This is a genomic window from Devosia sp. T2-14 (genome assembly GCF_055397495.1).
Map to the genome: position 1 here is coordinate 145056 of NZ_AP027921.1, position 19393 is coordinate 164448.

Annotated in this window: 19 protein-coding genes; 10 read left to right on the forward strand and 9 right to left on the reverse strand. The window is 62.8% G+C overall.

Annotated elements, in window-relative coordinates; genetic code table 11:
- Nucleotides 1–17: 17 nt before the first annotated feature.
- Together ACZ5WT_RS00740 and ACZ5WT_RS00745 are read right to left on the reverse strand one after the other, a co-directional pair.
- Nucleotides 18–1478, reverse strand: coding sequence for an N-acyl-D-amino-acid deacylase family protein (locus ACZ5WT_RS00740; protein ID WP_464285473.1), 1461 nt, complete (start codon nucleotides 1476–1478; stop codon nucleotides 18–20).
- Between the two features lie 2 nt (nucleotides 1479–1480).
- Nucleotides 1481–2434 (reverse strand): MurR/RpiR family transcriptional regulator, encoded by a 954-nt coding sequence (locus ACZ5WT_RS00745; protein ID WP_464285474.1) that lies wholly within the window; start codon nucleotides 2432–2434, stop codon nucleotides 1481–1483.
- A 292-nt stretch (nucleotides 2435–2726) separates the two neighbouring features.
- Between ACZ5WT_RS00745 and ACZ5WT_RS00750 the strand changes: the two genes are divergently transcribed.
- The 9 genes from ACZ5WT_RS00750 (at nucleotide 2727) to ACZ5WT_RS00790 (ending at nucleotide 10804) form a co-directional block, all read left to right on the forward strand.
- Nucleotides 2727–3521 carry an ABC transporter ATP-binding protein gene (locus ACZ5WT_RS00750; protein ID WP_464285475.1) on the forward strand — a complete coding sequence of 265 codons (795 nt, stop codon included), beginning with the start codon at nucleotides 2727–2729 and terminating at the stop codon, nucleotides 3519–3521.
- A gap of 26 nt (nucleotides 3522–3547) precedes the next feature.
- Nucleotides 3548–4396, forward strand: coding sequence for an ABC transporter permease (locus ACZ5WT_RS00755; protein ID WP_464285476.1), 849 nt, complete (start codon nucleotides 3548–3550; stop codon nucleotides 4394–4396).
- Between the two features lie 63 nt (nucleotides 4397–4459).
- On the forward strand, nucleotides 4460–5584 hold the full coding sequence (locus tag ACZ5WT_RS00760) for an ABC transporter substrate-binding protein (RefSeq protein WP_464285477.1): 1125 nt from the start codon (nucleotides 4460–4462) through the stop codon (nucleotides 5582–5584).
- Between the two features lie 57 nt (nucleotides 5585–5641).
- Nucleotides 5642–5980, forward strand: coding sequence for a hypothetical protein (locus ACZ5WT_RS00765; protein WP_464285478.1), 339 nt, complete (start codon nucleotides 5642–5644; stop codon nucleotides 5978–5980).
- Nucleotides 5977–7158, forward strand: coding sequence for a hypothetical protein (locus ACZ5WT_RS00770; RefSeq protein ID WP_464285479.1), 1182 nt, complete (start codon nucleotides 5977–5979; stop codon nucleotides 7156–7158). Before ACZ5WT_RS00765 ends, ACZ5WT_RS00770 begins: the two co-directional genes overlap by 4 nt.
- Entirely contained in the window at nucleotides 7155–7931 is a 777-nt protein-coding gene (locus ACZ5WT_RS00775; protein WP_464285480.1) for an SDR family oxidoreductase, read from the forward strand. The genes ACZ5WT_RS00770 and ACZ5WT_RS00775 overlap by 4 nt, the downstream gene beginning before the upstream one ends.
- 10 nt (nucleotides 7932–7941) lie before the next feature.
- Nucleotides 7942–8943, forward strand: a complete 1002-nt coding sequence (locus tag ACZ5WT_RS00780; protein ID WP_464285481.1) for a Gfo/Idh/MocA family protein — start codon at nucleotides 7942–7944, stop codon at nucleotides 8941–8943.
- Nucleotides 8944–8955: 12 nt separating this feature from the next.
- Nucleotides 8956–9999 (forward strand): Gfo/Idh/MocA family protein, encoded by a 1044-nt coding sequence (locus ACZ5WT_RS00785; protein ID WP_464285482.1) that lies wholly within the window; start codon nucleotides 8956–8958, stop codon nucleotides 9997–9999.
- Between the two features lie 58 nt (nucleotides 10000–10057).
- Nucleotides 10058–10804 carry an SDR family NAD(P)-dependent oxidoreductase gene (locus ACZ5WT_RS00790; protein ID WP_464285483.1) on the forward strand — a complete coding sequence of 249 codons (747 nt, stop codon included), beginning with the start codon at nucleotides 10058–10060 and terminating at the stop codon, nucleotides 10802–10804.
- 34 nt (nucleotides 10805–10838) lie between these two features.
- On the opposite strand, the gene ACZ5WT_RS00795 is transcribed toward ACZ5WT_RS00790, so the two are convergent.
- The 7 genes from ACZ5WT_RS00795 to ACZ5WT_RS00825 form a co-directional block, all read right to left on the reverse strand.
- Entirely contained in the window at nucleotides 10839–11834 is a 996-nt protein-coding gene (locus ACZ5WT_RS00795) for an ABC transporter ATP-binding protein (RefSeq protein WP_464285484.1), read from the reverse strand.
- A 2-nt stretch (nucleotides 11835–11836) separates the two neighbouring features.
- On the reverse strand, nucleotides 11837–12847 hold the full coding sequence (locus tag ACZ5WT_RS00800) for an ABC transporter ATP-binding protein (RefSeq protein ID WP_464285485.1): 1011 nt from the start codon (nucleotides 12845–12847) through the stop codon (nucleotides 11837–11839).
- A gap of 4 nt (nucleotides 12848–12851) precedes the next feature.
- Nucleotides 12852–13769, reverse strand: coding sequence for a dihydrodipicolinate synthase family protein (locus ACZ5WT_RS00805; protein WP_464285486.1), 918 nt, complete (start codon nucleotides 13767–13769; stop codon nucleotides 12852–12854).
- 22 nt (nucleotides 13770–13791) lie between these two features.
- A complete protein-coding gene (locus ACZ5WT_RS00810) occupies nucleotides 13792–14679 on the reverse strand; it encodes an ABC transporter permease (protein WP_464285487.1) in 888 nt (295 codons plus the stop codon).
- 1 nt (nucleotide 14680) lies between these two features.
- Nucleotides 14681–15640 (reverse strand): ABC transporter permease, encoded by a 960-nt coding sequence (locus ACZ5WT_RS00815; RefSeq protein WP_464285488.1) that lies wholly within the window; start codon nucleotides 15638–15640, stop codon nucleotides 14681–14683.
- 75 nt (nucleotides 15641–15715) lie between these two features.
- Nucleotides 15716–17302, reverse strand: a complete 1587-nt coding sequence (locus ACZ5WT_RS00820; protein ID WP_464285489.1) for an ABC transporter substrate-binding protein — start codon at nucleotides 17300–17302, stop codon at nucleotides 15716–15718.
- Between the two features lie 14 nt (nucleotides 17303–17316).
- Nucleotides 17317–18039, reverse strand: coding sequence for a FadR/GntR family transcriptional regulator (locus ACZ5WT_RS00825; RefSeq protein WP_464285490.1), 723 nt, complete (start codon nucleotides 18037–18039; stop codon nucleotides 17317–17319).
- A 184-nt stretch (nucleotides 18040–18223) separates the two neighbouring features.
- Between ACZ5WT_RS00825 and ACZ5WT_RS00830 the strand changes: the two genes are divergently transcribed.
- Entirely contained in the window at nucleotides 18224–19381 is a 1158-nt protein-coding gene (locus ACZ5WT_RS00830) for an N-acetylneuraminate epimerase (protein WP_464285491.1), read from the forward strand.
- Nucleotides 19382–19393: the final 12 nt, after the last annotated feature.

Consider the following 19393-nt stretch of genomic DNA (forward strand, 5'->3'; position numbering starts at 1 on the left):
CTTCGTCGGCTTTCTTGCTAGCGATCCCGCGAAACCAGCCGCCCGGCCCGACCCGGTTGCGACTGGTTCGGGGTAAAGGTCATCACCCCATTGACCATCACCGCCTCGATTCCCTCGGACTGCAGGGTCGGCAATTCATAGGTCGCAAGGTCCCGGATTGCCTCGGGTTTGAAGGCGACGAGGTCGGCAAACTTGCCCGGCGCCAGCGTGCCGCGATTGGTCAGGCCAAACACCGAGGCGGTCATCCCGGTCATCTTATGAACGGCCGTCTCGAGGCTGAAGAGCTTGATTTCCCTCGCATAATGCCCGAGCACTCGCGGAAAGGTTCCCCACAACCGGGGATGCGGATGCACGTCATGGGGCAGCCCATCGGACCCGATCATCGATAGCGGCGAGCTCAAGACCCGACGCACATCCTCCTCGTCCATCTGGAAGTAGATCGCCCCTGCCGGCTGCATCTTCTCCGCCGCCGCGTCGAGGCTCATCCCCCATTCTTCAGCAATGTCAGACAGATAGCGCCCCGTCATCTCCGGATGCGGCACCGACCAGGCGATCATGATCGGATAGGTATCGGTGATCAGGTCCATCCGCAGATTGGTCGACCCGGCGGCATAGGGATAGACGTCGAAATTGATCCGGTGATCGCATGCTGCCGCCTCGATCTTGGGCAGGGTCTGCTTGGTCCGGCCCCAGTTCTCCACCCCCGCGCATTTGTGGTGGGAGATAACAAGCGGCGTCCCCGCCCGCTTGGCGGTCTCAACAGATTCATCAATACTATCAAGCACATTGTCGAACTCGTCGCGCATGTGGGTGGCATAGACGCCGCCATGCGCGGCCACATAGCGGCCGAGTTCCGCCACCTCATCGGCATCCGCGCCGGCATTGGTGGGATAGAACAGGCCCGTCGACCAACCCACCGCGCCATGCGCCATGGCCTCGGTCAATTTCCCTGCCATTTCAATGAGTTCAGCCGGGCTTGCCTTGGCCGATATGTCGATCATCGTCGCCAACCGCAGGGCGGAATGCCCGACCAGCGCGGCGACGTTGAGCGACGGCCGCGCCCGCGCCACCGCGGCGGCATAGTCGGCGAAAGTCGGAAACTCGTAAGCCTCTGGTCCGCCGAGCAAATTCATCGGCGGCGGCGGCGAATTGACGAACTGCACCGGCGCCAGCGAGATCCCGCAATTGCCGACAACAACAGTCGTCACCCCCTGGCTGACCTTGGGCAGCATGTCGGGTGCATCGAGCACGATCCGGTCGTCATGGGTATGGGCATCGATAAAGCCCGGCGCCAGCGCCAGCCCATCGAGGTTAACCTCCTGGCGTCCCTCAGGAATTACACCCGCCGGCTCGATCGCGGCAATCCGCTCGCCTGACACCGCCAGGTCACCCACAAAGGACGGCCCCCCTGTGCCGTCGATGATGCGAGCATTGCGGAAAACCCAGTCATGGCTGGCGGCGTTCGATCGAGAGGACATGTTCACTCGTGCGGATTGATCGTTTTCATCAGGATGGTGGGGTCGGTCGATGGGGTGGCGATGGCGATGCCGATGCTGGCCACCGTGTAGCGAACCCGGCGCAGCGTCTCGCGCGCCTCGGGGCCGCGGCGATCGGCAACGCCGGTCGCGATCGTGTCGATCACCCCCATATGCGCATAGCGCGAAGGTGTTGGTATCAATACATTTTCGTCTTCGCCGATGACGATGGGGATGAGGATATCCGCGCCATGGGCCACCGGAGTATCCGGCCGGGTCAGCGCAATCGTGGTCGCCCCGAACGAGTGGGCAATCTCCACTGCCTCGGCCACCGCCTTGGACCGGCCGCTGTTGGAAATGGCGATCACCACATCGCCCTGGCTCAGCGTCGCCGCCGACATGCGCTGCTGGTGGCCATCGACATAGGCCGAAACCGGAATGCCGATGCGGAACAGGCGAAGCTTGACGTCCTCCACCAAACTGGCCGACCCACCACCCTGCCCGTAGACATCGATGCGCCGAGCCGTGGACAGCACCTCGATCGCCCGCCCCACGGCTTCGGTATCGAGCGCATTGAGCGTGTCGCGCATGGCATTCATTGCCCGCGTCATCACCGACTGCGCCAGCTGGCCGATATCGTCGGAAAACTGCCGCTCCGGCCGCAGATAGGCAGCGGCAACGGTCAGGGTCGTCGCCAGCATCAGCTTGAATTCACTATAGGATTTGCAGCCGACGGAGCGGCAGAAGCGCGTCACGGTGGGCTGGCTGACCCCAGCCAGGCTCGCCAGTTCGGCAATGGTCATACGGGTCGCCGCATCGTAGTCACTGCGCACCGCCCGCACCACGCTGCGCTCGGCGGGGGAGAGATCGTTCTCAACCCGCTGCATGCGCGACACCACGTCGATCACTTCGGAGTGGCCCGCCTTGGTCTGGCGGCTGGTAGGGCTTTTCGCGGCCATGCCTGTCTCATTCGTCTTTCGCAAACACGAAATTTAATTACAGGCATCGCCACAGCTTGCAAGCATGTTCGACGCCACCGAACCCGCTCTTTGCGATTTTGCGCGTCTTAACCGACAACTTTTCAGCCATAAACCCTTGAAAACAAGCGCATTCAGCAACGAATGGAAACAATCGTAATACTAAAGTCTAATCGTGCGACTCATGAAATTCTGTTTCAAATTTCCATGGAGATTGGTGTCACGGCGTCTGGGAGGGCGGTGCGGCACCTGTAGGGGACTAGGGAGGAGCAGCATGCTCGCTGCAGGAGGGTCGCCGTCTGGCGCCCGGAATTCGGTCAAGATGACCATCGACGGGGCATCCAAGGTTTATCACACCCGCTCAGGCGGGGTTCATGCGCTCGATAATGTGTCGATCGATGTTCGCGAAGGCGAGTTCCTGTGCCTGCTCGGCCCATCAGGCTGTGGCAAGTCCACCCTGCTGTGGTCGATGGCGGGCCTGCATAGCCTGAGCGGCGGCGACATCCGCCTCGGCAATGACAAGATCACCAAGCCGCATCCAGAAATTGCGATGATTTTTCAGGAAGCTAACCTGCTTCCCTGGCGCAACCTGGCCCGCAATATCGAGCTGCCCTTCGAAATCAAGAAGCAGGATCCCGACCGCGCACGCATCAACAAGCTGCTCAAGCGCGTTGGCCTCGAAGGCTTCGAGAACAAGTATCCGCGCGAGCTTTCCGGTGGCATGCAGCAGCGCGCCTCCATCGTCCGCAGCCTGGCAGTCGACCCGTCGGTGCTGCTGATGGACGAGCCCTTCGGCGCGCTCGACGCCTTCACCCGCGACGAGATGAACCTGCTGATCCAGGAAATCTGGATGGAAACCGGCAAAACCATCATCTTCATCACCCACTCGATCACCGAGGCCGTGTTCCTCGCCGATCGCATCGTGGTGATGTCTGCCCGCCCCGGCCGCGTCGCCAATATCGTGGATGTGGATCTGCCCCGCCCGCGCCCCGTCAAACTACAGACAACACCGGACTTTCTGGATCGCGTCGAGGCCATCAAGGCCATGATCGACCATCGTCCCAGTTAAGTCAGTCCACGCCAGGAGTATTCGACATGGACAGCGCGTTGCAGGACAAGATCCCCACCTTCGGCGGCAAGGGCCAAAAGGCCGACGTCAGCCTGAGCGGCGGCATGAGTTCGCTGATGTCCGGCCCCAGCCGGTCGGCTTTTGAAATGTTCATTATCGCACTGGTTGCGGTCGTCATCATCGGCAGCGCCGAATTGACCATCCGCCTCCTCGAAGTGCCGCTCTATATTTTTCCGCCGCCAAGCGCGATCGGCATGGCGCTGATCACCGAATGGCCGTTCCTGTGGCCCCATCTGGTGACGACACTGTGCGAGCTGCTGATCGGTTTCTCGATCGGCGCGTCCATTGGCTTCATCCTGGCCGCGGTGATCACCCAGTTTCCCTTCGCCGAGAAGATCATCACGCCCTATATCCTGCTGCTGGTGACCACGCCGATGCTGGCCCTGGTGCCGCTGCTGGTGCTGCGCTTCGGTTTCGGCTGGGAACCCCGCATCATCGCCGTGGCGCTGGCTTCGGGCCCGATGGTGATGATCAACTCGGCGACCGGTTTCCGGCGCGTCGATCTCGCCAAGATCGCCCTGGCCCGCTCGTTCGGCGCCTCGACCTTCCAGATCTTCACCAAGATCCGCATCCCCATGGCCATGCCGATGATCATGGTTGGCCTGATGGTCGGCTCGATTTTCGGCCTGCTCACCACTGTGGGCGCCGAGATGGTCGGCGGGGCCGAAGGCCTGGGCAACCGCCTCAACTACTATTCCTCGATGATCCGCATGCCGCAGTTTTTCGCAGTCATCACCCTGCTCGCGGTCATCGGCATCTCGATCTACGTCATCTTCTTCCTGATCGGGAAGAAATGGACGAGCTGGGAGTCCTAAGCCCCCAGCAACCACCCGGCTGAGGGGCCAGGTGTTCAACGAAAACATTGGGAGGAGAACGCAATGTCCAACGCCTTTAACGCCAGTATCGGTCGTCGCCGCCTGTTGCAGATCACGTCCGCCGGTATTGCCGTGTCGGCCCTGGGCCTCAACTCGCGCATGGCTTTCGCCCAGGACGCGACGGTCCGCTGGGTGTCCCCGCGCGGCACGCTCGAAGTGGTCGATGACTTCGCCTACTGGGTCGCCAAGCGCATGGGCTATTTCGACGATGTCGAGACGGTCATCGAAGCCGGTCCGCAGGACGGCACCGCGACGGTCAAGCTGGTCGATCAGAACCAGTCCGACTTCGGCTATCCGTCTCCTGGCGTGCTCTCGCTGGGTCTCGAGCAAGGCATGAAGCTCACCTCGGCTTTCCACATCATGGCCGGCGACGTATTCGATTTCGCCTTCCAGAAGGGCAAGGCTCCTGCCGATCTCAAGGGCATGGAAGGCATGACCATCGTGCTCGGCTCGGCCGGCTGGCAGTCAATCGCCGACCCGATGCTGGCCGCTGCCGGTGTTGATCTCAGCACCATCAAATATGTCGAGGTCAGCGCCTGGGGCCAGGCTCTCGCCCAGGGCCAGGCCGATGCCGCCCTCACTTGGGAAGGCCTGCGCGCCCAGTGGCGTGGCCAGGGCTTCGACTTCGACTACCTGCTCGGCAAGAATGCCTCGGCCTTCCCGGCCAATAGCTTCGTGGTGCGCAGCGCCGACCTCGAAGACCCCGCCAAGGTCGATCTCTACACCCGCTACCTGCGCGGCTGGGCCCGTGGCCTGGAGTTCGGCTGGCTCAATCCCGCCGCGGCGACCCAGATCACCATGGAAGAGTTCCCCGGCCTCAAGACCCAGATGGACCCGGCTGCCGCCATCGAGTCCCTCATGCAGCAGAGCGCGCTGATGCACGCCCACTGGGATCGTCGCGGCAAGTGGGGCTTCCACCTGCAGGATAGCTGGCAGTCCTATTTCGACGCGATCCACAAGATCGGCCAGGTCAGCCAGGTGTTCGACGCCGCCAAGGTGACGTCCAACGCGCTGATTGACGGCGCCAACGACTTCGACCACGCCAAGGTCAAGGCCGACGCCGATGGCTTCAAGCTGTCGGACGAATATGCGGCCGTCGACGTGGCAGCCATCCAGGCCACCATCTGATCCCTAAGGCGGGGGTCTGCTGGCCCCCGCCCCTCCTTCGCATCCCGGGAGCATGCCGTGTTCGAGTTCGACCACGTGGGTATCACCACGACCATAAAACAGCCCGCGGAAGACTGGGTTGAACAGTCCCGCATCTGGGTGACCAACCCGCGCAACCACCCCGAGCATATCGAATTCCTGCGCTACGAGCCCGACAGCACCGTGCCCGCCATGGTGCGCGACAATCCCCACGTCGCCTATCGCGTCAGCGATATGGCCGCCCGGATTGCCGAGGCCGACGAGGTGCTGATCCCGCCCTTCATCGTCGGGGACTTTCTCGAGGTCGCCTTCGTGCTCAAGCACGGCATGGTGTTTGAATATATGCGCTACCTCAAGGACGGTTGGTTCGGACAATGAGCTACAAGGCAATCCTGACCTACGCCTGGGACCTGGCCGAGCACGGCACCAAGCAGGCCGTGACCTCCTTCCGGGACATGGGGCTCGACACCGTATCGCTGGCCGGCAGCTATCACGCCGGCAAGTTCCTTCGCCCGCAGGGCAAGGCGGGCAAGGTGTATTTCCCCGAAGATGGCACGGTCTATTTTCGGCACGATGACAGCCGCTATGGCGCGATCAAGCCCATCGCCAACTCCATCCTTGGGGAAGCCGACGTTCTGGGGCAGCTTTGCGATGACGGACAGCTCGCCGCCAATGTGTGGCTCGTGCTGTTGCACAACACGACCCTTGGCATGCAGCACCGCGACAGTGTGGTGCGCAACGCCTTTGGCGACCCCTACTTCTACAATCTCTGCCCCTCTGCGCCAGCCGCGCGAGCCTACGCTATAGGGCTGGCGATCGATGTCACCACAAGTTATCCGGTGGCCGGGATATCCATCGAGGCGCCGGGCTTTACGCCCTATGCCCATGGCTATCACCACGAGATGAGCTTCGTTCGCCAGAACCCCTGGTTCGAGTTCTATATGGGCCTCTGCTTCTGCGACCATTGCATTGCGGCAGCCGCCAAGGCCGGGCTCGATTCTGCAAGCCTCAAGCGCCGCGTCGCCACCGAGATTTCCGATTATCTCGACAGCGATGTCGACTTCCCCGACGACATGGCCCGCGCCTTTGTCCAGGCCGATATCCAGGCCGACGCCGACCTGCGCGCCTATCTCGATTTCCGCTTGGCACAGGTGACCTCGCTGGTTGCCGAAATCCGCGACAGGGTGCGAAAGGATGCCAATGTGGCCATCATTCCCTCGGTTGCCCGGCCGACCGGCGGCGCATGGTATGAAGGCACCGACCTCAAGGCGCTTTCGGAGAGCACCGGCATCATCGAGGCCTGCTTCTACGAGCCCAATGCCGCGCGCATCGGCGCCGACCTCTACGATCTCAAGCGCCGCGTTGCCCCCGGCACCACCATCCGCGGCATCCTGCGTCCCAGTTTTCCCGACATCGAAAGCAAGGCCGAGTTCCTTGCCGCCGTCGATCTGCTGGTGGCTGGCGGCGTGACCGATCTCGCCTTCTACAATTGGGGCCACCTGCGGCGGCGCAATGTGGCGTGGATCGGCGAAGCCCTGGCACGGGTGAAGTCATGACTCAGTTTGCCGGCAAGACCGTCGTCATTACCGGCGCGGCCGGAGGCATCGGCCAGTGCCTCAGCCTCTGGTTCGGCCAGCGCGGCGCCCGCATCATCGGCATCGACAAGTCCGTCAACGCGGCGGCAGCCGTCGGCGCGCTGGAAGACAATGGCATCGACGCCATGTTCCTGCGCCTCGACATCGGTGACGCCGAAGCGGTGCGCGAGGCGTTTTCCGAACTCGACCGGGTCGACGTGCTGATCAACAATGCCGGATACTCCAACCACCATGTGCTGCGCCTCACCACGCCCGAAAGCTGGTCCGAGGAGATCAACGGCAACCTCAATGGCGCGTTCAACTGCGCCTATGCCGCCATTGAGCGCATGAAGCCGCACGGCCAGGGCGTGGTCATCAATATCGCCTCGGTCAACGGCCAGAGCGCCCTGGGCGACCCCGCCTACAGCGCTGCCAAGGCCGGGATGATCTCGCTGACCCGTACGCTGGCGCAGGAGCTCGGCAAGCACGGCATTCGCACCAATTGCGTCATGCCCGGCACCGTCCGCACGCCGCTGTGGCGCGAACGCGCGCAGAAGGACCCGGACGTGCTCAAGACGCTGGAGCGCTGGTATCCGCTCGGCCGCATCGTCGAGCCCGAGGAAGTGGCCTCGGTCGTCGGCTTTCTGGCATCTGATGCCGCCAGCGCGGTTTCGGGGGCGGTGATCCCTGTCGATTGTGGCCTCAGCGCCGGAAATATCGTGATGACACGCGAGCTGACGCTCGAAGACTTGTGAGGGGAGTTCAATGTCTCAACTGCGTATCGGAGTGATCGGCCTGGGCTGGTTTGGTGAAATTCATGCCGAGACCATCATCGGCATTCCCAGCCTCAAGCTCGACGCCCTGTGCACCCGCAACCCGGAACGGCTGGCCGAGCAGGGCAAAAAGTTCGGCGTACAGAAGCTCTATACCGACTACCACGAGATGCTGGCCGATCCCGACATCGACGCCGTCTCCATCTGCACCATGTGGGACCAGCATACCGAGCCGGCCATTGCTGCGCTCAAGGCCGGCAAGCATGTCTTCCTCGAAAAGCCCATCGCGTCCACCGTCGAGGATGCCCGCAAGATCGTTGAGGCCTCCAAGACGTCCAAAGGCATCCTTTTCATCGGCCACGTCGTGCGGTTCAATCCGCGCTTCCGTATGGCCAAGCAGGCAATTGACGCAGGTCGCATCGGCAAGATCGTGGCGCTGAGTTCACGCCGCAATATTCCGGCCGCCTGGACGCCGGAAATCCTCAACAAGATCGGCCCGATCGTCGGCGACGCCATCCACGATACCGACATCATGCTCTGGCTCACCGGCGACAAAATCGTCTCGGCCTATGCCCAGACCGTCGATATCCGCGGCCTCAAGAACCCCGATATCGGCCAGACCATGTTCCGCTTTGCCAGCGGCGCCACGGCCACGCTCGAAACCGTCTGGTGCATGCCTGAAAAGACCCCGTTCGACATCGACGAACGCATGTCGATCATCGGCACCGAGGGCATCATCCACATTCAGGATACCTTCCCGGGACTGGGCATTGTCGACGGCAACAAGCTGCACAGCCCGGACACCACCTATTGGCCGATGTTCGATGGCGTCCGTGGAGGCGCGCTGCGCGACGAGTTCGACTATTTCACCCGCACTGCGCTGTCCGGCCAGCGGCCCAATATCGGCCGCCCGGAAGACGCAGCGGCGGCACTTGAGGCCTGCCTTGCCGCCGAGGAATCCGCGCGCACCGGCAATGTCATCCGCATCGGTTAAGGGAGAGAACCCATGAGCAAACTTCGCGTTCTGGTCGTCGGACTGGGCAATATGGGGATGAGCCACGCCCTGGCCTATACTCGCATCGATGGCTACGAAGTCGTCGGCGTCTGCACCCGCAATATCGGCAGCGTCAACCTGCCCGAAGCGCTGCAGGGCGCCCAGAAATTCTCGGATTTCGATATCGCCCTCGCCGCACTCAAGCCCGACGTGGTCTCGATCAACACCATGCCTGATACCCACGCCTCCTACGCCATCAAGGCGATGGAAGCGGGCGCCCATGTGTTCGTCGAAAAGCCGATGGCGCTGACCGTCGAGGATGCCGAGGAAGTGGTCCGGACTGCCCGGCGCACCGGCAAGAAGCTGGTGATCGGCTATATCCTGCGCCAGCACCCCAGCTGGGTCAAATTCATCGAAATCGCCCGCGAACTGGGTACGCCGCTGGTCTTCCGCATGAACCTCAACCAGCAGTCCAATGGCGAAACCTGGGACTGGCACAAGCGGCTGATGGACAGCTTCCCACCCATCGTCGATTGCGGCGTGCACTATGTCGACGTGATGTGCCAGATGACCGATGCCAAGCCCGTCAAAGTGCACGCCATCGGCGCCAAGCTGACCGACGAAGTCGCCAAGAATAATTACGGCATGTTGCAGGTGCAGTTCGATGATGGCTCGGTCGGCTGGTATGAGGCCGGCTGGGGCCCCATGGTCAGCGAGACGGCCTTCTTCGTCAAAGACGTGTTCGGCCCCAAGGGGTCGGTCTCCATCGTCATGGCCGAGAATTCCGGCGGCGTGAAATCGGACGATATCAACGCCCACACCAAGACCAACCAGATCTTGCGTCACTATGCCGACATGTCCAGGCCCGACGAGCGGATCGACATGACCGACGAGCCCGGCCACGATGACCTGTGCGAGCGCGAGCAGCGCTACCTTCTCAAGGCCATCACCGAGAACCTGGACCTGACCGACCACATGAATGACGGCGTCAACAGCCTGCGCATCGTGCTAGCTGCCGACGAATCCATCCATTCCGGCCAGGTCGTCCAGCTCTAACCTCCTGGCGCCCTGGTTGGTCCTCCCGGCCGGGGCGCATTTTTCTGATGGATCAAAATTGAACGCGATTGATTTGAACGACCAGGTCGCCGTCATCACCGGCGGAGCACAGGGACTGGGCTTCGCCATGGCGCAGCGCATTCTCGCCTCCGGCGCAAAGGTCAGCCTGTGGGACCGCGACGAAGCCGCGCTGGCCAAGGCCGTTGCCGCGCTGGGCGCCAATGCCTCCAGCAAGACCGTCGATATCACCGACCTCGATGGCCTGACCAAGGCCCATGCCGAGGTGGAGGCCGAAGTCGGCCCCGTCTCCATCCTCGTCAACTCGGCCGGGATTGCGGGCTCAAACAGCCCACTCGAAGACTATGAGCCAGAAGAGTGGCGCCGCATCGTCGAGATCAACCTCAACGGCACATTCTACGTCAACAAGGTGGTCATTCCGTCGATGAAGGCCCGCAATTACGGGCGCATTGTCAACATTTCCTCGGTGGCGGGCAAGGAAGGCAATCCGAACCTGTCAGCCTATTCGGCAGCCAAGGCGGGCGTCATCGGGCTCACCAAGTCGCTGGGCAAGGAACTGGCCAAGCACAATATCGCTGTTAACGCGATCACGCCGGCCACGGCCAAGACGCGCATCCTCGACACGCTGACCGAGGAATTCATCAACTACATGCTGGTCCGCATTCCGCGCGGTCGGTTCCTTGAAGTCGACGAGGCGGCCGCCATGGTCGCCTGGCTCGTATCCAAGGAAAACAGCTTCACTACTGCCGCAGTCTTCGACCTGTCCGGCGGGCGCTGCACCTATTGAGAAAAGGCGCGGCGTCTTGGGACGCCGCGCCTTTTTAGCCGGCCTGGGCCGCCAGCTCGGCGCCCAGTTCCGCATTGCGAATGCAGGCTGAGCTGTGCCCGGCCGCCACTTCCTCGAGCTTTGGCACGACACCTGCGCAGGCCTCGATGGCCATTGGGCAGCGGGTGCGGAACACGCAGCCGGACGGCGGATTGGCCGGGCTCGGAATATCGCCCTTCAACACCTGCCGCTGACTTGCCCGGCCTGGAATGGGTTCGGGGATCGCCGACAGCAGCGCCCGCGTATAGGGGTGGCGCGGATTGGCATAGAGCTCTTCGGCGGGCGCGATCTCCATGATGCGGCCCAAATAGAGCACGATCACGGTGTCGCAGATATATTCGACCACGGCCAGGTCATGCGAGATGAACAGCATGGTCAGGCCAAGGCGCAACTGCAGGTCGCGCAGCAGGTTGACGATTTGCGCCTGGATCGACACGTCGAGCGCCGAGACCGGCTCGTCGGCCACGATCAGTTCGGGCTCCAGCGCCAAGGCGCGGGCAATGCCGATGCGCTGGCGCTGACCGCCAGAGAATTCGTGGGCGTAGCGATCAAAGGCGTCAATCGGCAGTTCCACCGCCGCCAGCGCCGCCTTGGCGCGGGCCACGCGGGCTTCGCGCGGCTTGATGCCTTGGATTTCCAGCCCTTCCATCAGGATCTGCCCGATGGTCATGCGCGGCGACAGGCTCGCGAACGGATCCTGGAAAATATACTGCATCCGTGCGCGCTGCTTGCGCAGCTCGGCAGGCGGCAGCGATGTCATTTCCACGCCATCGAACCGCACCTGGCCCGAAGTCGGCTCGACCAGCCGCAGCACCGAGCGGCCGATCGTGGTCTTGCCGCTGCCCGATTCACCGACCAGCCCCACGACCTTGCCGCGCGGCACTTCGAACGAGACGTCCTCAAGGGCGCGCACCACCGGTCCGCGAGAGAATGCGGCTGGCTTGAAATGCTTGGTGAGCCCGGAAACGGACAGCAGGATTTCCTCGGTCATGTCTATAGCTCCTGCCAGCGGATGCAACGGCTCATCTGGCCACCGCCAACATCGACCAGCGGCGGCACGGCGACCGCGCAAGCGTCGGTCGCGTAGGGACAGCGGGGGGCAAACGAGCACCCCGTGGGAAGATTGGCGAGACTAGGCACCGAGCCGGCAATCGTCGGGAGGGGCGTCCCTGCCCGCTTGAGCGCGGTCGCCTCACCCAGTCGCGGCACGGACCGCATCAGCCCCTTGGTATAGGGATGGCGCGGATGGGCGAAGACGTCGGCAACCTTGCCGGTTTCGACGATACGCCCGGCATACATCACCGCCACGCGGTCCGCGATCTCCGCCACCACGCCCAGATTGTGGGTGACGAACAGCATGGCCATGCCACGCTCTTCCTGCAGCTTTGCCAGCAGTTCGAGAATCTGCGCCTGAATGGTCACGTCGAGCGCGGTTGTCGGCTCATCGGCGATCAGAAGCGCCGGATCACAGGCCAGCGCCATGGCGATGGTGGCGCGCTGGCGCATGCCGCCGGAAAGCTCGTGCGGATATTGCGTGGCGCGGCGGGCCGGATCGGGAATGCCCACATCGGCCAGCAAACGGACGGCCTCCTCGGCCGCCTGCTTGTGCGAGTGGCCGAGGTGAATGCGGATGGGTTCGGCGATCTGCTCACCAACGGTATAGACCGGGTTGAGGCTCGTCATGGGTTCCTGGAACACCATGGCGATGTCGTGGCCCCGGATGCGGCGCAGGCTTTCGGTATCGAGCTGGGCGAGATCTTTCGTCTCGCCCGATTTTCCGCGGAAGGAAATCTGACCGGCTGCCACCCGGCCCACCTTCTTGGGCAAGAGGCCCATGATGGAGAGCGAGGTGACCGACTTGCCCGAACCCGACTCGCCCACCAGGGCGACAGTCTCGCCCGGCGCGATGGTCAGAGCGAGGTCCTGCACGGCGGAGATATCTCTCCCACCGATGCGGAACACCGTATGCAGATCGCGGATGTCGAGGACGGGTTCGGGCATCATCAGCTTAGCCCATCAGGCCCGCAGCGCGGACCAGTTCGACAATCTTGGTGGTCTCTGCGGCGTTGAGGCGCTGCTGCGGACGAGCCATGATGTTGGTTTCGATAATGCCAAGCTGCTGCATGGCGGTCTTGAACGAGCCGACGCCAGCAGAGCCGGCGCTGACGCGCGGCAGCGCGATCCAAACCATTTCGAACAGACGGCAGAGGCGTTCCTGCTCCTTGCGGGCAGCGTCCCAATTGCCGGCCTTGGCGTGGTTCCACAGGCGCACATAGCCATGCGGATCGACGTTGGCGAGGCCGGGAACGACGCCGTGGGCGCCCATCTGCAGGGCGTTGTCGACGACGATTTCCGAACCGGTCATCAGGAAGAAGTCCGGCTTGTCGGCCAGGTCGAGCAGGCAGAAACGGAAGTTGCCGTCATCGCCGCTGGAGTCCTTGAGGCCCGAGATGACGCCTTCGCGTGCCAGGGTCACCGTGGTCTTGCGGTCGAGCTTGATGTTGACGCAAACCGGAATGTCATAGGCGATGACCGGGATGTCGATCGCATCGCGCACATAGCGGAAGTGGTCGGCCACTTCAGGCTGGCTGGTACGGGCATAGAAGGGCGCAGTGACGACGACAGCGTCGACGCCCAGCTCTTCGGCAGCCTTGGCATGGCCGATGGTGCGTTCGGTTGCCGGGTCGATGGTGCCGGCGAGAACGGGCACGCGGCCATTGGTGATCTTGATGGTGTGCTCGATGATCTTGCGACGGGTCGCGTCGTCATGGAACACGATCTCGCCGCTCGAGCCGAGCACGAACAGGCCGTGCACGCCGCCATCGAGCAGGTTCTCGATCACGCGCGTCAGCGACGCGTAATCAACTTCATGGGCCTCGGTCAGGGGCGTGACGACTGGGGGGACGACGCCGTGGAAGGTAGTCATTTTAGGGCCTTTGTGGTGTTAATCAGTTGAGGTCGGATCGCGGGTCGAAGGCGTCACGAAGCCCATCGCCCAGGAAATTGATGGCCAATACGGTCAGCACCAGCGCCCCACCGGGGAACATCCACTGCCAGACATATTGTTCGAGAACGACGGTGGAGCGGGCGGCATTGAGCATGTTGCCCCAGCTCGCTTCCGGCGGGGCAATGCCCAGCCCGAGGAAAGACAAGCCCGCTTCGAGAAGGATGGCATTGGCGATCTGCAGCGTCGCGTAGACGACCAGGATGTCGATGCTGTTGGGCAAGCCGTGGCGGAACAGCAGGTGAGGCATCGAGGCGCCCATGCCGCGGGCGGCGACCACGAAGTCACGCTCTCGCAGCTCCAGCAGACGGGCACGCACCATGCGGGACAGCACCGGCCAGGACAGCAGCGAGATCACGATGATCGTCGGCGCGATGCCCGTACCGGCAATCGAGGCCAGCACCAGCAGGAAGATCACCGGCGGCAGCGTCATCGCCAGGTCGACGAGGCGCATCACGCCATTGTCGACCACCTTGCCGCCAAAGCTCGCAATGGCGCCCACGAGGAAGCCGATGACGATGGAAATGGCCACCGAGACAACGGCGACGGTCAGCGAGATGCGGCCACCCTGGAGCAGGCGCGCCAGGATATCGCGGCCGACCCCATCGGTGCCGAACCAGTGCACGGGACCGGGCCCCTGGTTGAGCGCCCGCAGGTCGATGTCATTGGGGGCGAAGGGCCACCACAGGGAATAGGTCGTCACCGCCAGCAGGATGGGCACGAGGATGATGAGCCCGGCCAAAGCGGCGTTGTTGTTGCGGAAGCGTTTCCAGGCGCGGGACCAGGGGCCGTTGCCGGACTTGCTTGGGTTGGAAGCAGTTGCAGCAGTCATCTCAGGCCACCTGAATGCGCGGGTCGACCGCGGCGTAAGTGATATCGGTCAGCAGGTTCACCACGATCACGCAGGCGCCGATCACCAAGGTTGCACCCATGATCACGGGGTAATCACGCCCCTCCACCGCATTGACCAGCAGCAGGCCCATGCCCGGCCAGTTGAACACGCTCTCGATGAAGATGGCGCCGCCCACGGCGATACCTATGGTCGAACCAATCAGGGTCACGACCGGCAACAGCGCGTTGCGCACCGCATGCTTGACGATCACGAAGAACTCACGGACGCCCTTGGCACGCGCGGTGCGGACATAATCCTGGTTGAGCACTTCCAGCAGGGATGCACGCATGTAGCGCATGATCAGCGCGGCGTGGCCGATCGAGAGCAGGCAGGCCGGCAGGATCAGGTGGGAAATCAGATCGCCCATCGAGAAGGCGCGGCCCGGGGTCAGCATGCCGCCGGACGGCGCCCAGCGCAGCTGCACCGAGAAGAAATAGAGACCGAGCAGCGCGGTGAGGAAAGCGGGGCTCGAAATACCCACGAAAGCCACGACCGAAAAGCCGATATCGGTGGGGGAATTGCGGCGGACGGCGCTGATGATGCCGGCGCAAATGCCGACGATGATCGCAATGGTCAGCCCGGCCGCCATCAGCAGCAGGGTCGGTCCGATACGTTCAAGCACCAGCGGCAGAACAGGAACACCAACGCGCTGGATGGAGAAACCCAGATCGCCGGTGATGGCCTCGCGCAGCCAGCCGAAATACTGCACTGGCAGGGGCGCATCGAGGCCAAGGCGCTCGCGCAGGGCCAGCATGGCGTCGGGCGACAGGGGCGACTGCGGATTGACATAGGCGTCGATCGGGTCACCTGGCGCCAGGCGCAACAGAATGAATACCAGCACGCTCAGCGCAACAAGCATCACAAGGCCAATGGCCAATCGTCTGGCTATGAAAGAGATCATATCGTCACCGCTGGGTCTGGGCGGGTGGCCCGGCAAGCGCCGCGCCACCCAGGATCAAGCTGGGAAGGACTGGTCCTATTCGGACTTGGCCCACTTTTCCGGATGCGAAGCGAATGGGCCGCCAGCCGGAGCGGGGGTCCAGACGAAGTCAACCAGATGGCTCGAGGCAACGCCGTAGCGGTTGGCAACCCACATGGTCGCCCACGGCAGGTCGGCGTTCATGACGCGGCAGACATCCTGCCAGCGTGCGTCGGCCTGGGCCGGATCGGTCTCGGCGAGAGCGGCGTCGAAGGCGGCGCTCAGCTTCTGGTTCTTGACGCGCATGATGTTGGCGCCGTTTGGCGGCAGCTGCGATTCATTGAGGCCGACGTTGATACCAGCCGGGTTCGGACCGTTCTGCAGACCGGCATAAACCAGCGGGAACTCGTTCCAGTCCGGATTGCCTTCCTTGTAGACAATGCCGTTATAGGTCGGCGTATCGACAACACGCGGCACCACATTGATGCCAACCTGGGCCAGCATGGCCTGGGCAGCGGCCATCACGTTGGCTGCAAGCGGGGTGTTGTAATAGGTCAGCCAGGTGATCGGCTTGTTGCCGTTGATATCGGCCCAGCCGGCTTCAGCCAGCAGCGCCTTGGCCTTTTCGGGGTCGTAGGCATACTGCTCGATATCCGACGGCACGAGCTGGTCAGCGACGTAGCCGCAGTTTGCCGCCTGCGCGGCACCGCCATAGAGGCTCTCGATGATGGCCTGGCGGTCGATGGCATACATGAAGGCCTGGCGAACGCGGACGTCGTTCCAGAGGTCGACCATGTGGTTGAAACCAACATAGTTCACCACGAAGGACGCACCCTCGATCACGCGGAAATCGGCGTTGCCAGCAAAGGTCTTGGCATCGTCGGGCTCGACATAGGTGAAGTCGACTTCACCAGCGCGCAGGGCCGACACGGCAGCAGCCGAATTGTCGAAGTAGCGGTTGATGATGCGGTCGGTCAGCGGACGACCGAGGCGATAGTCCTCGTCGGCGGCCAGTTCGACATACTGGTCGGTCACATACTTGGTGAACTTGAACGGACCGGTGCCGATCGGGGTGGTTGCCCACCAGGTGCTGGTGGCGATGGCTTCGGGCGCAATGCTCGACAGGGCATGCTCGGGCAGCATCATCACCTGCGCCAGTACCGAAAGCAGGCCAGAATCGGGTGCGCTCAGCTTGAGAACGACGGTGCGATCGTCGGGGGCTTCGATCGAGCTGATCTTGCCCAGACGGGCGGCGAACACGCTGCCAGCAGCGGCATTCTTGGCCAGCTCGAGCGTGAACTTGACGTCAGCGGAGGTGAAAGCCTCACCATCATGCCAGGTTTCTTCAGCCAGCTTGAAAGTCACTTCGCGCTGGTCTTCGCTGAACGACCACTCAGTGGCGAGGGCGCCTTCGAGCTTGGTGAGTTCAGCATTATAGATGACCAGGGGCTCAAAGTAGACATTGAGCCAGGTAAAACCACCTGTAGCAGCCAGCGGATTGAAATTGCCCTGGAAACCACCCGGACCGACGTCGAAACCGCCGGTGATCGTGGTGGGCTCTTGCGCGATGGCTGGCAGCGTCAGTGCGGTAGCACCGAGTAGCGCCGCGACGGCGATTGAGCGAGTAAAGGCTTTCAGCGTCATTGGGATCCTCCCCGTTACGTCTTCAAAGTCTGCTTGTTCATCTCGATGACCCCCATAATGCCTTGGTAATGCTCATCCAGGCGGGTGCGGGCTCTCTCGACATCGCGGGCGACAATCGCCTCGACGATTTCATGGTGATCGCGCCAGGTGGCCAGCGGATCAGAATTGGTAAGGTTGGCGAAGTCGGACGCCTTGTAGAAGGCGCGCCAGAACACTTCGATCAGGCCGTTCAGCATGCGGTTGTTCTGGCAGCGGAACAGCAGCTCATGGAAAAGCTGGTCTTCTTCGGCGAAGCTCTCATTGCGCTCGGCACGCTCGCGCATCCGCTGCGTCACGGCCCGAAGCTCGGCAATGTCGGATTCGGGAATCACTTCAATGGTCTTGCCAATGAGCCCCGTTTCCAGAACGCGGCGGATCTCGCGCAGTTCCTCGATATCGCGCAGGCTATCGCCGAGCCCATAGGCCAGATTGTCGAGCAGGGGCTGGAACGAGAATTCCTTGACGAAAACGCCAACACCGCGGCGGGTCTCAAGAATTCCGAGTGACTCCAACGCTTTGATCGCCTCGCGGACCGAGTTGCGACCAACGCCGAGCTGCTGAGCAAGGAAGGTCTCGGGCGGCAGGGGATCGCCCGCCTTGAGGCCATTGCTCTCGACATAGTCGCGAAGGCTCTCCTGCACGGTCACGTGCAACAGGGGAGGCCTGTTCAGCGGCTTTATCGATCTCGTTGCGTTCATTCCGGGTCTCCTGCTGCGGGTGTTTCAGCGAGCTTATCACCCTTTCAGCCGTCCTGGCGCCTTATCCTATACCCACTTGTAGGATATCCGGCAAGACGGTTTGTGCGATATTGACTTGTGGGATATCCCACGATCATAGTCCCTGCGCCGCGACAGAGGTTTCGCGGCACGCGGAGGAAGACAAATGCTGAAATTCAGAACCCTGACCTGCGCCTTGGCACTGGCAGCGGCACTCGGAGGAGCTCAGGCGATGGCGCAGGAATGGCCCGACCTTCCCGTCGGAATCAAAAGCGGCGTGTCCGCCCGGATCGGCGATACGATTCTGGTTGGCCTGGGCACTGCCGGACAGGCGCTCTATGCCCTTGATCTCAACAACATCGCTGACGGATGGACCGAGCGGGCCAGCTTCATTGGCGCCCCAACCAATGGCGCGGCATCCATCGCCAGCAACGGCAAGCTCTACATCTTCGGCGGCAACGGCAAGGAAACTGCCGACGCCGTCTCGCCCATCATCTTTGATACCGCCTATGTCTATGACCTGGCAGCAGATAGCTGGGCCAAGCTCGACACCACCACGCCTGCGGGCCTGTCTGGCGCGCGGGCAATGTCGGCCGCCGACGGCCGCATCGTGATCGCAGGCGGCTACAACAAGGCGCTGTTCGACAAGTACCTCAACGACGTCAACACCACCGACAGCAAGACCGAGCCGGACAAATACGCTGCCATCGTGCAGGGCTATATGGCCCAGCCGCCCGAGTTCTACGAGTGGAACGACACGCTGCTGACCTATGACCCCGCCACCAATAGTTGGGGCGATATGGGTGAAAACCCGTTCCTGCCCAATTGCGACGCTGCCTTCGTCGATCTGGGCAATGACAAGTTCTTGCTGCTGAACGGCGAGATCAAGCCGGGCCTGCGCACCGACGAGGTCAAGACCATCACCCTCACCAGCGACGGCGCCACCTGGGAAGCCCAAGCCAGCCTGCCGGCGCCATCTTCCGCCACCGCGCAGGAAGGCGTGGCCGGGGCCTATGCAGGTCAGGTCGGCGACACTGTCCTGCTTGCTGGCGGCGCAAACTTCCCCGGCGCCCGCGACAACAGCCAGGCCGGAAAGTGGTTCGCCCATGAAGGCCTGACCAAGACCTGGCGCGATGAGATCTATGCCCTCACCAACGGCGCCTGGAGCCAGGTCGGCGCCTTGCCCGAAGGTATGGGATATGGCGCCAGCTTCTCCCTGCCGGAGGGTGTATTGTTGGTTGGCGGCGAGGACAGCACCGGCGCGCCGCGCACCGATGTGCGCCTGATGCAGTGGGACGGTTCGGCCGTCGCCTTTGTAGAGTAATGATGATCGAGG